Origin of the sequence: Bartonella sp. SD1336NMGDW (genome assembly GCF_042193565.1) — a bacterium.
Taxonomy (GTDB): domain Bacteria; phylum Pseudomonadota; class Alphaproteobacteria; order Rhizobiales; family Rhizobiaceae; genus Bartonella; species Bartonella grahamii.
This window is the reverse complement of sequence record NZ_JBHILW010000003.1, coordinates 26,810-41,945: the sequence shown is the minus strand read 5'-3', so window position 1 is coordinate 41,945 and position 15,136 is coordinate 26,810. Positions and strand designations below refer to the sequence as shown.

11 protein-coding genes are annotated in these 15,136 nt (G+C 37.1%); 2 read left to right on the top strand and 9 right to left on the bottom strand.

The annotated features are described in order from the left end of the window. Window positions 1-79 precede the first annotated feature (79 nt). The 4 genes from ugpB to ACFIKH_RS02950 all read right to left on the bottom strand — a co-directional run bounded on the left by ugpB (window position 80) and on the right by ACFIKH_RS02950 (window position 6,247). Window positions 80-1,414 carry a sn-glycerol-3-phosphate ABC transporter substrate-binding protein UgpB gene (gene ugpB, locus ACFIKH_RS02965; RefSeq protein WP_375651793.1) on the bottom strand — a complete coding sequence of 445 codons (1,335 nt, stop codon included), beginning with the start codon at window positions 1,412-1,414 and terminating at the stop codon, window positions 80-82. Between the two features lie 964 nt (window positions 1,415-2,378). Continuing rightward, a complete protein-coding gene (locus tag ACFIKH_RS02960; RefSeq protein ID WP_375649188.1) occupies window positions 2,379-3,101 on the bottom strand; it encodes a glycerophosphodiester phosphodiesterase in 723 nt (240 codons plus the stop codon). 170 nt (window positions 3,102-3,271) lie between these two features. Next, complete coding sequence (guaA, locus tag ACFIKH_RS02955; protein WP_375670253.1) at window positions 3,272-4,828, bottom strand: glutamine-hydrolyzing GMP synthase; 1,557 nt, start codon at window positions 4,826-4,828, stop codon at window positions 3,272-3,274. A 132-nt stretch (window positions 4,829-4,960) separates the two neighbouring features. After that, complete coding sequence (locus ACFIKH_RS02950; RefSeq protein ID WP_375670252.1) at window positions 4,961-6,247, bottom strand: RsmB/NOP family class I SAM-dependent RNA methyltransferase; 1,287 nt, start codon at window positions 6,245-6,247, stop codon at window positions 4,961-4,963. 504 nt (window positions 6,248-6,751) lie between these two features. Here ACFIKH_RS02950 and ACFIKH_RS02945 point away from each other — a divergent pair. Beyond that, window positions 6,752-6,898 (top strand): hypothetical protein, encoded by a 147-nt coding sequence (locus tag ACFIKH_RS02945; RefSeq protein WP_169728634.1) that lies wholly within the window; start codon window positions 6,752-6,754, stop codon window positions 6,896-6,898. 187 nt (window positions 6,899-7,085) lie between these two features. Here the strand turns inward: ACFIKH_RS02945 and guaB are convergent, their stop codons facing one another. From guaB to ACFIKH_RS02930, 3 genes are all read right to left on the bottom strand, one after another. Continuing rightward, entirely contained in the window at window positions 7,086-8,585 is a 1,500-nt protein-coding gene (guaB, locus tag ACFIKH_RS02940) for an IMP dehydrogenase (protein ID WP_375626712.1), read from the bottom strand. Window positions 8,586-8,735: 150 nt separating this feature from the next. Next, window positions 8,736-10,307, bottom strand: coding sequence for a phospholipase D family protein (locus ACFIKH_RS02935; RefSeq protein WP_375625585.1), 1,572 nt, complete (start codon window positions 10,305-10,307; stop codon window positions 8,736-8,738). Window positions 10,308-10,709: 402 nt separating this feature from the next. Beyond that, window positions 10,710-12,095, bottom strand: coding sequence for a sigma-54-dependent transcriptional regulator (locus ACFIKH_RS02930; protein ID WP_375648663.1), 1,386 nt, complete (start codon window positions 12,093-12,095; stop codon window positions 10,710-10,712). Between the two features lie 252 nt (window positions 12,096-12,347). Between ACFIKH_RS02930 and ACFIKH_RS02925 the strand changes: the two genes are divergently transcribed. Then, window positions 12,348-12,707, top strand: a complete 360-nt coding sequence (locus tag ACFIKH_RS02925; RefSeq protein WP_375625583.1) for a hypothetical protein — start codon at window positions 12,348-12,350, stop codon at window positions 12,705-12,707. A 276-nt stretch (window positions 12,708-12,983) separates the two neighbouring features. Here ACFIKH_RS02925 and ACFIKH_RS02920 read toward each other — a convergent pair whose 3' ends face one another. Further along, a complete protein-coding gene (locus ACFIKH_RS02920) occupies window positions 12,984-13,976 on the bottom strand; it encodes an SIS domain-containing protein (RefSeq protein ID WP_375670967.1) in 993 nt (330 codons plus the stop codon). Window positions 13,977-14,015: 39 nt separating this feature from the next. After that, complete coding sequence (locus ACFIKH_RS02915) at window positions 14,016-14,906, bottom strand: UTP--glucose-1-phosphate uridylyltransferase (protein WP_375648657.1); 891 nt, start codon at window positions 14,904-14,906, stop codon at window positions 14,016-14,018. Window positions 14,907-15,136 lie beyond the last annotated feature (230 nt).

The window sequence follows — 15,136 nt, the reverse complement described above, 5'->3', positions numbered from 1 at the left end:
ATGTAGAGACTTTAAAAAGATAAACAAAAAGAACTCAACTGTTTTTGTTGAGTCTTTAATGTCTAACAATAAAACAAAATTAATGATTAGATTTTTCAAATTCACGCAAGAGTTTATTTCCACGTTCAACGGTCTCATCTAAACCATCTTTCGGTGTTTTTGAACCACTAAGAACAGCTTCCAACTCTTGATCAAGAATGGCACGGATTTGTGGTAAATTACCAAATCTTATCCCTTTCGAGTTAACTGTTGGTGGATTAAGATTAATCTGTTTGATAGCTATATCCGCACCTGGCGTTTTTTCATAGAAATGTTGTTTTTTGCTCAATTCATAAGTCGTTTTTGTGGTTGGAAGATAACCTGTTTCCTGATGCCATTTTGCTTGATTTTCTGTTTTTGAAAGAAATTTAAGAAAAGCAGCTGCCCCTGCATATTCCTTTGGGGTATGGCCCTTAAACGCCCAAATAGAAGCGCCCCCAATAACTGAATTTTGTGGTGCTCCTTCTGTATCCTTATAGTAAGGTAGCATACCAACCCCCACATTAAACTGAGCTTCAGAAACAATTCCAGCATGTGATCCTGAAGATTGCATAAAAATTGCACAATTTTGTGCCATAAACATTGGTGTTGAATCTAATGCACCTGCTGGACCACCATAACGGAAAATACCTTGATCAGACCACTTTTTCAGGTCAGTCCACATACGCACTTGTAAAGGTCCATTAAATGTAAGTTCTGAATCAAGTCCTTTAAAGCCATTTTCCTTCGTTCCAAAAGGAACATTATGCAACGCTGAAAAATTTTCTATACCAATCCATTGAGCAGCATAAGCCATCGTAAAACCGCAAGTTGCCGCTTTAGTCTCAAGAATTTTTTTGGAAAAGTCTTCTATATCTTGCCATGTTCTAGGAGGCTGTTCTGGATCAAGCCCTGCTTTTTTAAAGATATCTTTGTTATAATAAAGAATGGGAGTTGAAATATTGAATGGCATAGAGACGATGTGCCCCTGTTCATCGGAGTAATAACCACTAATAGCAGGGAAATAATCTGTAAGATCAAATTCTTGTTTTGTATCAGCCATAAGTTGATAAAATGGATAAATTGCACCTTTTGCAGCCATCATAGTTCCAGTACCAACGTCATAAATTTGGGCAAGAACTGGCTGTTTCTTTCCACGAAATGCCGCAATGAGTGAAATCAACCCCTCTTCATATTCGCCGCGAAATGAAGGAACAACTTTATACTCAGATTGACTTGCATTAAAATCGTTAATGAGACTTTCAGTTTGCTTTCCTAATTCACCACTCATAGAATGCCAAAAGCTGATTTTTGTCTGCGCAAAACCTGCTGTTATTCCCGCTGTGGACATTATGATAGCAACCGTGGCCGCTATGGAAAGATAAAAACGACTCATGGTTCACCCTTTCTGAAGTGATGGAATACAAACTACCCCTAAATTTATAGTATTACACATGAACATGCTATGACAGTCTTATTTCAGAAATATATTCTTTCATTTAAACAGGAACCACCAAAAGGTCAAATGAATTTGTTTAAATTTTTTCGTTTTCTTTTATAAGCTTTCTTATATATTAACGAGATACGCGTTTATAACTATCTGAAAAAAGTGAGATGGCTTAAATAAGCAAAGTCACTTGGTAAAAAGATGTAGATCGTAAATGTCACTCAATGACTATTTTAATATTTGGATTTACTTTTTTTTAAAGAATTGTTTATTCTTTTGTTATTTATCTTATAAGTTTCGGCTTATAACTTTAACACGATATTTCTCCTGAATTTAACAAAGAGATAAATAGAAATTTTCTTAAAATTAAGAAAATCATTTTGAAGCGCTTAATAGTCTCCTTCCTTGTAGTGAAATCATGCCCCTCACGCAAAACAAAATGACATTTTATGACCAATTTCCATGCTGTTAAAAAATCTTTCAATACATCTACATTTCATGATAGCGCCTATAAAATAAGCTATAAAACCTCTCCACTAAAGTATATAAGACTTTTTGCATGCTATCATTTTCACTTCATAAAAGTGCAAAACGACATCATTATATGAGATCCTAATGCTTTAACAAGTCTTGCATTTTAAATACGTTAAATGAATATTTTTATTCTTTTTTCAATAATCTTTTATCCACACACCAACCCTGCTTGTAATGTGCAAACGAATGATTTTGATTGATTCATTGTAAAAAGATTCGAAATAAGAGAATCCTACGTATTAAAGTCTCTTATTCACATGAATAAACTATTAATCATCATTATAAATCAATGTATTATTGTTATATATTCGATATTTTTTCTTCTTTCATTACGCTAGCTTTATGAGGATATATAGTTCTCTTTGTATTGATGTATTTTTTACCTTTGTGCACGCAATTGCAATGCGAGATCAGGTTGATCTGTCGTAATATAATGTACAGGCATGTCAAGCCAATGTGATAACCGAGCTTTTCCATTAATTGTCCATACCCCTACAGTAAAACCAGCCTCAAGAGCTGATTCAATAAAGTCCTGTGAAACAATAGAGCCATCTAAACTTAGATCAGAATAACCTAATTGCTTCCATTCAGAAAAATGACGGTACATATCACCTTCAAAATTATCAACACATGGACCAGATGATATTCCTGCTTCAATAAAAGGACGAAGGATCAAAGGATCAAAACTAATTGCAGAAACCCGTTCTGATAAATTTCGGCTTTTTATTAGCGCAAGCGCTTTTTGGGATAATATTGTTTCACGCTCCACTTCACCACATGTCTTGATTTCAAGATGCAATGCGATATTCGTTGGTGTTAAAAGATCAAGCACCTCTTCTAATAAGGGGGGGGCTTCTTGGCTTCCTTTTACGCAGAGTTGTTTGCGTGTTTCATTATCAATGTCGTGAATATACCCCTTTTTTCCAACCAATTGGTCTAGACGGAAATCGTGAAAGACAACCACTTCACCGCTTTTCAGCAAATGAACATCACATTCAACTTCATCAACACCTAACGCTATAGCATTATTAAATGCCGAAAGGGTATTTTCAGGATAAAGATGAGCTCCACCACGGTGTGCAACAATTTTTTTCTCAGACATGCAAAATTCCACACTTCTCAATTTTAAACGATATTGACGTACAGATTGCCAGATAAAGGCTTATATCATATGAAAATACACAATCATTTTTAAATGATTTTTTCTACACTTTTCGAATATCAAACCCTCAGTCATATTTTATTCTTAAAAAGACTTATCCTTCATTTTAATTATTCCCATTCAATAGTACTAGGAGGCTTTGAGGTTACATCATATACAACACGATTAATCCCTCTAACTTCATTAATAATACGTGCTGCCGTCTTACTTAAAAACGCCATATCATAGGGATAAAAATCAGCAGTCATTCCATCTACAGATGTGACGGCGCGAAGAGCACAAACAAATTCATAAGTGCGACCATCGCCCATCACGCCAACAGTTTGAACAGGAAGAAGAACAGCAAAAGCTTGCCAAATTTCGTCATAAAGACCGGCTTTACGGATTTCCTCAAGATAGATAGCATCTGCTTCACGTAAAATTTCTAATTTTTCACGGGTCACAGTACCTGGACAGCGAATTGCAAGGCCGGGACCTGGAAAAGGATGGCGACCAATAAACTGCTCCGGTAGCCCTAACTCTCGCCCTAGCGAGCGAACTTCATCCTTAAAGAGCTCACGCAACGGTTCTACAAGTTTCATATTCATCTGTTCTGGTAGCCCACCCACATTATGATGGCTTTTAATGGTTACCGTTTTACCAATAGCAGACACACTCTCAATAACATCTGGATAAAGTGTTCCTTGTGCTAAAAACTCTGCACCTCCTATTTTTTTAGTTTCTTCTTCAAAAACTTCAATAAAAAGGCGACCAATCGTTTTGCGCTTTTTTTCTGGATCTGTCTCACCTTCTAAAGCATTAAGAAATATATCGGCAGCATTAACATGAATAAGCTCTATATTATAATGATCACGAAAGAGCGTGAGAACTTCTTCAGCTTCATTCTTGCGCATCAGCCCATGGTCTACCAAAATACATGTCAGTTGATCTCCTATAGCTTCATGAAGGAGTACCGCTACAACAGATGAATCCACTCCCCCTGAAAGACCACAAATCACACGACTTTTCCCAACTTTTTGTCGTATCGTAGCAATTGCCTGCTCACGATAAGAAGCCATTGACCAATTGCCTTTAATAGCAGAGATCTTATGAACAAAATTTTGCAAAAGTTTTGTACCATTCTGTGTATGGATAACTTCAGGATGAAACTGTACTGCATAAAAATGCCTTTTTTCATCAGCAATAGCCGCATAGGGAGCTCCGTTTGAGGTTCCTATGACACGAAAACCTTCTGGTAAAGCTGCCACACGGTCACCATGGCTCATCCATACTTGATAACGAGAACCTTTTTTCCACACTCCATCAAAAAGGGCACTCTCTTCTTGCACTTCCAAAAAAGCACGCCCAAATTCACGCTCATGTCCAGCTTCAACCTTTCCTCCAAGCTGAACACACATGACTTGTTCACCATAGCAAATACCCAGAATCGGAACACCCGCCTCAAAAATTTCTATTGGAGCACGCGGAGAGCCCTCATCAATAACGGAATAAGGACTCCCTGATAAAATAATAGCTTTAGGATTTATGCGGCGCACAGCTTCTAAAGCCAATTGAAAAGGAACAATTTCACAATATACCCCCATTGCTCGTACCCGTCGTGCAATAAGTTGTGTAACTTGTGAACCAAAGTCAATAATAAGAACAGTGTCTGGATGTGATATGCTCATAGAAAACCAATCAACAATTATAAAAGAAAACTCATGAGAGTTATGATTCAATCTTTCTCTTTTCACAAGCCTGTTTTCTTACGAAAAAGATTATTCTCGTAAAATTTATGATAAAAAATGCAAAAATATGGATCAATGTTTTTTTTGTAATACAGACAAAAAGAACCCATCTGTTTGTGTTGTAGCCGGAGACAAAGTAAGTCCATAATTTGAAAAAACTGGTTGCACAGGAGAAAAACTAAAATGTTTCTGCCAAAGCGCTGGCATATCTATTGGAGAAAAATGAGAATGTTGTTGAAGGAAATGGGAAATTTGTTCCTCATTTTCATCTGTAAAAAGAGAACAGGTAATATAGACTAGGCGCCCATTTGGCTTAAGATAAGCTATCGCTTCATTCAAAATAGCCCTCTGTTCTGTTTGGCGTTGTTTCACCTGTTCTAATGTTAAACGCCATTTCGCATCTGGACGACGACGCCATGTTCCTGTCCCACTACATGGCGCATCTAGTAGAACTCTATCCATCTGACCTATTAATGGTTTTAATTCTTCTCTTTGCACTCGTATTTGTACATTACGAACACCAGCGCGTCGAAGACGATCAAAAATAGGAGCCAAACGAGCTTTGTCTGAATCATAAGCATAAATCTGCCCACGATTGTTCATATCAGAAGCTAAAGCTAATGTCTTACCCCCAGCACCTGCACAATAATCTAATACCTGCATGCTTTCTTGCGCTTCCACAAGGTGAGCAACAATTTGAGATCCTAAATCCTGTATTTCAAAGTGTCCTTTTTGAAAAGCTGGTTCCACTTGAATATGAGGATGACGGTTAAACTTTTCAATCGGTGCAATTCTTAAAGCTTGCCCAAACCATGGCAAAGATTTAAGTTTGGTTTTTGCTAATTCTTTCAACACCTTTTCTGGTGTTGCTTTTAGATTATTTACCCGTAGGTCTAAAGAAGGACGCGTTGCTAACGCAGCCGCTTCAGTGATCCAATTATCACCAAATAAAGGACGAAGATGCGCTTGACACCATTGCGGAATATCACCACGAATATAGTCTGGAGCATCCACTAATTGCTGACCTTGCCAGGATTTACGCTGTTTAGCTCCTAATAACTGCGGTGCAAACCGATCTTCTGCCAACTCACCGTCAATTTGCTCCAGCGTCATTTTTCCAGAATCTAATAAGGCACCAAAAGCGATATCTCGGATATCATCACTCTCCATACGCCATTGTAAAGAATAGCGTCGTCTTAACACATCATAAACGATTGTACCAATAGCTGCGCGATCACCTGCTCCAGCAAAGCGATGAGAAAGGCCCCAATCCTTTAAAGCTTCTCCTACTGGGCGATGCTTCATTTCTATCTCTTTGAGAACATCTATTGCTGCTTGCAAACGCCCACCTAATCGCATTCATTTCTCCCATTAAAATAATAAAATTTTAAATCATCTAAAAAAATAATATTATCTTCTTCTTGCCAATAAAACCTTCTCAAAGCCATTAAAAATTTACATTCAACATTAAAATGATTTGATCATGCTTTTTATAAGATCCAATATTAGAGTATCTAGATTTTTCCTTTCATCTTCTGCCCATTCACTTTTTTATCCCTCTACCTCTTATACTAAAAGATACGCAGTTATCCATAAAGACCTTATTTCCGCCATGCATTACGAAAAAAATAAACTCTTTAAATAAAATTTATGAGGATTATCTGAATAGCAGAAAAAATCAAATATCTCCCATCTTTTATGGCTATCCTTCTGAAAAAATAGAAAAAATCTTCTCATAAAATTAAAAAAGTTTATCTTACGTTCACCAAAAAATTAACTTTTTAGAAAATGCTTGGAACCACTATTTGGCATGACCGTTTTTACTCTACTGGCAACTGCCAGACAATTTAAAAGGAGAAAATAATGACTTATAATAATGAAAAAACAACTTCATCTAAAAGCCGTCATAACACAATGCCCTCAAACAACGGAAAGAAATCCGTCCAAAGTGATCAGACAAACACTCGCCAACGTGCGTCAAAGACAGGACGGAAGACTACAAAAAGTTAATTCTAATTTTATATAAATTATTTCATATAGTCTTAACAGAAAGAGTTAGAGTTTTGACCTCTAATTCTTTCCTTTTTGGGATTATTACACCAAATCACAAACAGAAAAAGCGCAGTCTTCCTTTCTCGTTCTCGGAAGATTTAAATTTATGCGATATGACATTATGCTCTTATATCTTTAAATATCTTTAAACTGGCCCACGATAGTTGGGACTCTCCCGTGTAATAGAAACATCATGCGTATGACTTTCATGGAGTCCCGCATTCGTAATACGTACAAATGTTGCTTTTTCACGAAACTCTACGAGATCTTTTGCTCCAACATATCCCATTGAAGCACGAAGTCCACCAGCAAGCTGATGTAGAACTGATGCTATAGGACCTTTATAAGCCACCTGCCCCTCCACACCTTCAGGAACCAACTTAAGTTCATCACGAACATCATCTTGAAAATAGCGATCTGCCGATCCTCGTGCCATAGCACCAACAGATCCCATACCACGATAGGCTTTAAAAGATCGGCCTTGATAGAGATAAACTTCACCAGGACTTTCTTCTGTACCTGCTAAAAGAGATCCAATCATCGCTGCACAAGCCCCACCAGCTAAAGCTTTAGCAAAATCACCTGATGCTTTGATTCCACCATCTGCAATGATGGGAATGCCCGCTTTTTCAGCAACTTCTGCAGCATTCATTATGGCTGCAAGTTGAGGAACACCGACACCAGCAACAATACGCGTTGTGCAAATAGAGCCAGGACCAATACCAACTTTTACCGCATCTGCACCACTGTCAATCAATGCCTGCGTTGCTTGAGCAGTTGCTACGTTCCCAGCAATAACAGCTAGAGAGGAAGCCATCTTTTTAATTCGTTCAACAGTTTCTAGCACATGTTGAGAATGCCCATGCGCTGTATCAATAACCAACACATCAACACCCGCGTCGATGAGGCGTTCAGCACGTTCAATCCCTCCATTCCCAACACTACTGGCTGCTGCAGCACGCAAACGCCCTTGAGAATCTTTAGCAGCATTTGGATTTAATTTTGCTTTTTCAATATCCTTAACTGTTATCAGTCCGACACAACGATTTTGTTCATCCACAACTAATAATTTTTCAATACGATGATGATGTAAAAGATATTTTGCTTCATTAAGTTTGACATTTTCACGCACCGTGATCAAATTTTCATGCGTCATTAATTCATAAATTTTTTGTTTTGGATCCGATGCGAAACGAACATCTCTATTGGTCAAAATACCAACAAGTCGTCCTGCTGTCTCACCTTTAACACTATTTTCAACAACCGGAATACCTGAAATGCCATGAGATCGCATCAAAGATTTCGCTTCCTCAAGTGTTGCATCTGGTCCAATTGTCACCGGATTAACAACCATACCAGATTCAAACTTTTTTACTTGGCGGACTTCTTCTGCCTGTTCTGCAGGAGACATATTACGATGAATAACTCCAAGACCTCCAGCTTGAGCCATAGCAATTGCCAAACGCGATTCTGTTACCGTATCCATTGCAGCAGAAAGCAATGGCAAATTGAGCTTAATATCCGCTGCAATGCGCGTACTGAGATCCACTTGACTAGGCATAACAAGAGAATGACCGGGCTGTAAAAGTACATCATCAAAAGTCAGTGCCAATGCACCTGTCCCCGTTTCAACAATCTTTGCCATAGCAAAATTCCTTTTATAATAAAACACCGCAAGGAGCTTTAAAATACAACTGCGGTTCTCATACATGGTAGATTGGCAAAAAATTATGCCATGCTACAAACAAAATGAAAAGAAAAATAAATATTTTTTTTAAGTGTGGTTTATAAAAATTTACAATTGTGATTCAATAGGTAACCAACTTATTATTTTTGTAAATGTGCGACGCCAAAAATTGCTTTCTGGCTCATGGTCAATGCTATATTTTTTTTCATTTTCAATAAAATCCCAATAAATACGATTATTATCACCAAGACGCAGATGATAACTCATTTCTCCTGTTGTTTCTTCAGAAAACAACAAATCTAATCTTGCTGTAATGGGAGCACATTCAAAAAGAATGCCCATTTCTGTATTTAATGATGCTGATCTGGGATCAAAATTTAAAGATCCAATAAAAGCTGTTTTACGATCAATTAAAAAAGCTTTGGCATGTAAACTTGCCTTACTCGATCGAAACAACCGTAATCCATGGGTGTTGCCCTCCGATTTTAATTCATAAAGCTTAACACCACTTTTCAACAACGCCTTACGATACGATACATAACCCCCATGCACCAGTGCTACATCAGTAGCTGCTAAAGAATTCGTCAGAATTTTTACATCAACACCCTTTGAAACCAAATTACTAAAATTCTGCGTTCCAACCTTACCAGGAACAAAATAAGGTGACGTAATCTGAACCGTTTTTTGGGCATTTCCAATAACCTTTGAAAGTGCCTTCATAAGCCAATTGCTTGCTTTTTTACGCAATGCTTTTTCTGGAGGGTCAGAAAGAACAACAACTTTGTCTGCTAAAAATAACCGCCTTCCTGTTTGAATAAAACAATCAAAATTAATGTGCTGTTTGACATAATCTAAATAAACTTTTGCAACCTTGGAATCCCGAAATTTTTGTAATTTATCCTTCCAATAGCTAAGATCACTTGCGCTTTTAGGAACAACCAAAGTATGAATTGGCAAAACAACAGCACTATTCCAAAAATCATCAAAAATACTTTCCACCTTTTTAACAGAGGGTCCGATTAACATCAAATCTAAATCTCGAAAATGGGATTCTTCACCAGCATCAAAATAAGAATCTGCAAGATTACGTCCTCCTACAAAAGCGATCCTACCATCAACAATAAAAGCTTTATTATGCATTCTACGTGTAACAGTAATCGCCCGTAATATAATCTCTAAACCACGGCGTAATCCACCTTTACGCGATCGTCCTGGATTAAACATTCTCACCTCAATATGAGGGTGTTTATCTAGCGCAATATAAGCTGGATCACGTGCTTGAGCGTTAATATCATCCAAAAGAAGCCGTACCCGAACACCCCGATCCGCTGCCTTAACTATTTCACTTAATAATAGACGCCCTGTTAAATCATCATCCCAAATATAATACATCAGATCAAGGCTACGCCCAGCCTCTGCAGCTCCTATTGCACGAACGCAAAACGCGTCCAAATTGCTGATAATGAGGGAAAGAGCATCTTTATCAATCCCCAATCCATTTTCTTCCTCAGCTAATTGACTGACGATACGATCAAGCTTAGTTTCATCTTTCTGAATAGGTAACGCATAAGAACATTGCCCCCTAGCATTTTTCACAAAACGCCCATAAGTGTAGATTGCCAACATAGATGCAATAAAAAAAAAGAGAACAAAACCAATAACAATATGTAAAAGAGTCAAAGAGGACAAACTTTCTATTTTAAGCTATCGCATCATCAGTAATGCAAACGATAATCCTAATCACTTTATCTTAACCGTGTAGCAGATAAAATGCCACTTCTTGCTTAAGAGAGTATAAATTTAATATTGATGATACAAAAATTTTAGCGGTAGTATTTAAAAGTTTTTAAAAATGCCTCTCTGCTTTAATAAATATAAACTTAACTAAAATTGTATAAACTGAAACAGACGATTAAAATAGTCACATAAAATTTATATTTGTTTTAAATCTACAAAATCATCCTCTATAGATAAATTTTGCAATAAATGATTGTTTTCTTAAGCCCCCCCACGGACTTTATCAAAATCCACTCTATTTTTTTGAAACTCATGCTTGTCATGAAGAGAGATTTGTTATGAATTTTACTTTCGTTCTTGATTTCTTATTGCTCGTAATTCTTCCATTTTTCTATAAAGTGTAGAGCGACCAATATGAAGGCGGCGCGCAATCTCACTCATATGTCCTTTATAATGTTTGACCGCTTTCTCGATAATATCATGTTCCATCTCTGCAAAAGTACGCACATGCCCATCTGTATTCAAAAATTTTATCGATTCTTGTTCATTATCTTCTTGCATATCACCCTCAATGATATTGGGAACATTCATTAATGGATTTCCCATTAATTGCGGAAAATCTCGAACAGTTAATAACGGTCCTTCACTTAGTAAAATCGCACGAAATAAAAAGTTTTCAAGCTCATTTCTATTGCCAGGCCAATCATACTGCATAAGCAAGGAAAGAGCAGATCCTGCTAAACCATGGACATGTGATCGCCCTGTTTCGGTGATAATGCGATCAATCAAACGTTGTGTGATCTCTGGAAAATCATCCCTTAATTCTCGCAAAGCAGGGACGCTAATAGACAAGTGAGAAAATTGTTCAAACAAACTATGCAAAAAAAAGTTCTCTTTAACCAAGTCCTTTAAACGCGATGTTGAAATAGCAATGATCCGAAAAGGGAAAAAATCTCCTTTTGTATTCCTTTCCCTTTCTTTAAGGTAATGAGCGAACCGTTTTTGCTGTATGGGCTCAAGTCGATCAATATCACAAAGGCAAAGTGTCCCTTTCTCAAGAGAAGAAACCAATGGTAGGAATTCTTTAAACCACTGCTGATTTTCTTCTTCTGGATCAACGATGGCTGAACATTGAAAGCGAATAAAAACACCTTCCGAGAATAATCCCTCATGATGAATAATCCGGGCTAATGTCTCACGTCCTGTTCCAACTTCCCCCTCTATCAAAAGATTCTGTAAAGAAGTTGCTGCTTGTCTCGATTGTTCTAACACTACCTGCATAGCTCTACTTTTTATGCAAAGATCAGAAAACCGTAAATGATTCTCTTTTTTTCGCCGAATATCTCTAACTTCATGCTCCAAGGCAGAAATAAGAGCAAGAATATCCAAAGTAACCCTTACGCGTAATAATGTTACTGGGTGGATCCAATAATCAATAGCTCCAGCTGTTAAAGCTTTCTGGAGTAAATTCTGATTCTCTTGTTGTGCTATAACGACAATAGGAACAGAAACACCAGCAACTCTAATCATTTTAATTAAATCGCTCACACTCAAATCACTCATAACGACATCAAGGAGTGCAAGCACAATGTTTTTACGCCTGTGTAAAAGATCAATCGTACGGAGACCATTTTCTGCTTCAATGACACGATAGCCAAAACCTCGCAGCATAGCAGAAAGTTCTATCCGTCTTCCATAATCTTCACTCGCAACAAGAATAGGACCAACCATAATGTCAATAATCTCCTTTGAGACTACTCAGCAGCTTAATATAAAAATTGTTGTAAACCATAAGAAATATTTCACCTCTTGTGTTTCACTTACGAACTTCATCAAGCTGTTAATTAAATACAACATTAAGGCATTTTTTTCCATTTTTTTGCTTTTTCATTGATTTTCATCAAATTTTTCATATTGACTCATGGAGTATTTGATAATGTTATAAAAACTAGAGAGCAAAATAATCTAAATAGAGTGCAATAAATGAAACATACCTATCATATTTTATGTCTTACAATTACCACCTTGCTGTTAGGTGCCTGTAGCTTTTCGCAATATTATAACTCAAATATGCCAACTGGAATTGATGGAAAATGGGTTGATGAGAATGGTATTATTTCTTCTTTCCACAATGGTGTTTTTGAAACGCGTGCAGCAGATACAGAAGAAAAACTATCAGAAGGGGTATATAATTATCTCAATGCCCAAAATATAGAAATTGAAATACGCTCTATTCTCCGTGGAACAATTTCTAGAGTCAATTGTACAGTGTCATATGATGCCACACAACTTCTCTGCACCTCGCATACAGGAGCACAGTTTTTCCTTAAGCGGAAATCTTAGACAAGGTACAAAGGAAGCCTCTCTTAAGAACAGAGGGATCACATACATTAAACAGGAGGTGATCCTTTCTCCTCCTGATAGAAAATCCTCTCTAAAATACGCAAAGATACGGATATAATTTTTACCTTGAAAATTTTCTAAACATTATGAAATGCATAAAATAATCATTTTCTTCCACCAAATATCAGTAAAGCCACCTCACAATAAAATTGTTACTTTGTATCATTCAATCTATTTTAACCTAAAATAACATTTTATTTGATAGGGAACTTTAATCTAAGCAGCGCCAATGCGCAAAAGATCATGAAAATGAACAATTCCTATCGGTTTTTTATCTTCAACCACGAAAAATGCACCAATATGATGATCATTAATAAAAGCTGTTGCTGCACCAACAAGTGTATTTGGTTTTACAACTTTAGGAGCTTTGGTCATCACCTCGTCAACATTAAATTTTGATAAATTAAAATGCATGTTACGTGCAAGATCGCCATCGGTTACAATTCCAATTAGTTCGCCTTCTTGATTCACAACACCAACACAACCAAAATGCTTTTCCACCAAAACATTCATCGCTTCAGTCATAGATGTTCCCTGCATAACCAAAGGAATATTATCACCCTCATGCATAATATCACACACGTATTTAAGGCTTGCACCAAGAGAACCACCAGGATGATATATTTTGAAATCCGTTGCGGTAAAACCACGCATTTCTAAAAGAGAAACCGCTAATGCATCTCCCATTGCCAATTGCATAATTGTTGAAGTTGTAGGGGCTAAACCATGGGGGCAAGCCTCTTCTATCTTTGGTAATAATAAAACAATATCAGCTTGTCGTCCTAATACAGAGTACTCACTTGATGTCATCGCAATAAGGGGGATACGAAAACGCGCCGCATAACTTATGATACCACTTAACTCTTGAGTTTCACCAGACCATGATAAAGCAAGAATAACATTATCAGATCCAATCATACCAAGATCACCATGATTGGCTTCTGCAGCGTGAACAAAAAAGGCAGGCGTTCCAGTTGAAGCTAGGGTTGCTGCAATTTTTGTCCCTATATGACCACTTTTCCCAAGACCAGTAATGACCACATGTCCACGAGCTTTTCTAATAGTTTGAACAGCCGCTTCAACAGAAGAAGAAAGAGTTCCCAGAAGAGATTTTTCAAGGGCTTCAAGCCCCTGCTTTTCACTGGCAAGTGTTTTAAGCGCTGATGCAACTGCACCTTGCAAAGCCATATGAGGAGACGGTGTTATCATAATCAAATTCGATCAATAAAATTAAATGAGAGATCTATATCATTTTTCAACATTAATGGTTTCCAGTAAATTTTTCAATGAGGCAGAAACATGGCTGTGCATATCAGCGCGTGCCAAAGAAAATGCAACGTTGGCTTCAATGAAACCAGTTTTAGAACCGCAATCAAAAGTGCGCCCTTCTACTTGCAAACCCCAAAAATCCTGCTCATTTGAAAGCCGTATCATAGCATCTGTTAATTGAATTTCATTTCCTGTTCCTCGTTCTTGAGTGGAAAGAATATTAAAAATTTCTGGCTGCAAAATATAACGTCCATTGATGTACAAATTTGATGGTGCCGTTCCTAACACTGGTTTCTCTACCATTTTTGTGATTTTAAAACCATTTGCAATCTGTTTACCTTTGCCAACTATACCGTATTTATGTGCTTCTTCAAGATCGCATTCCTGAACGGCAATAATATTTCCCCCGCCCACCTTTTCATAAAGACTAATCATCTCAGAAAGACATCCCTTTTTGGCTTGAATCAGCATATCGGGTAATAACAAAGCAAAAGGTTCCCCTGCAACTAATTCACGCGCACACCAAAGAGCATGCCCTAATCCCAAAGGTTGCTGTTGCCGAGTGAAAGAAGTTGACCCTGGTAATGGCTGTAAACGGTATAAATGTGCAAGATCTTCTTTCTTTCCACATTCAGCCAGTGTCGTGTATAATTCAACTTGCGCATCAAAATAATCCTCAATGACTGCTTTGTTACGTCCAGTCACAAAAATAAAATGCTCAATACCAGCCTCCCTCGCCTCATCCACAACATATTGAATAACAGGTTTATCAACAACTGTTAGCATTTCTTTAGGAATTGTTTTTGTCGCAGGAAGAAAACGCGTACCAAGACCTGCTACTGGAAATACAGCTTTCCGGATTTTACGCACACTCACCCTCCTCAATGAATTCATATATTTTTTGTTTTATTTAACATATGTTTTTACGAAATGGTAAAAAAGATATCTTATTGTTTTGATTATCATTATAATGGGCAATCAAAAATGTAAAAAAGAGTATGAGAATTTATTGAAAGGATTAAAACGAATTATTTATTTCAGTTTTCTCCCCTTCTTGATCATATTATCGATTAAACTAAATACAAAATAAAGTTATTGCA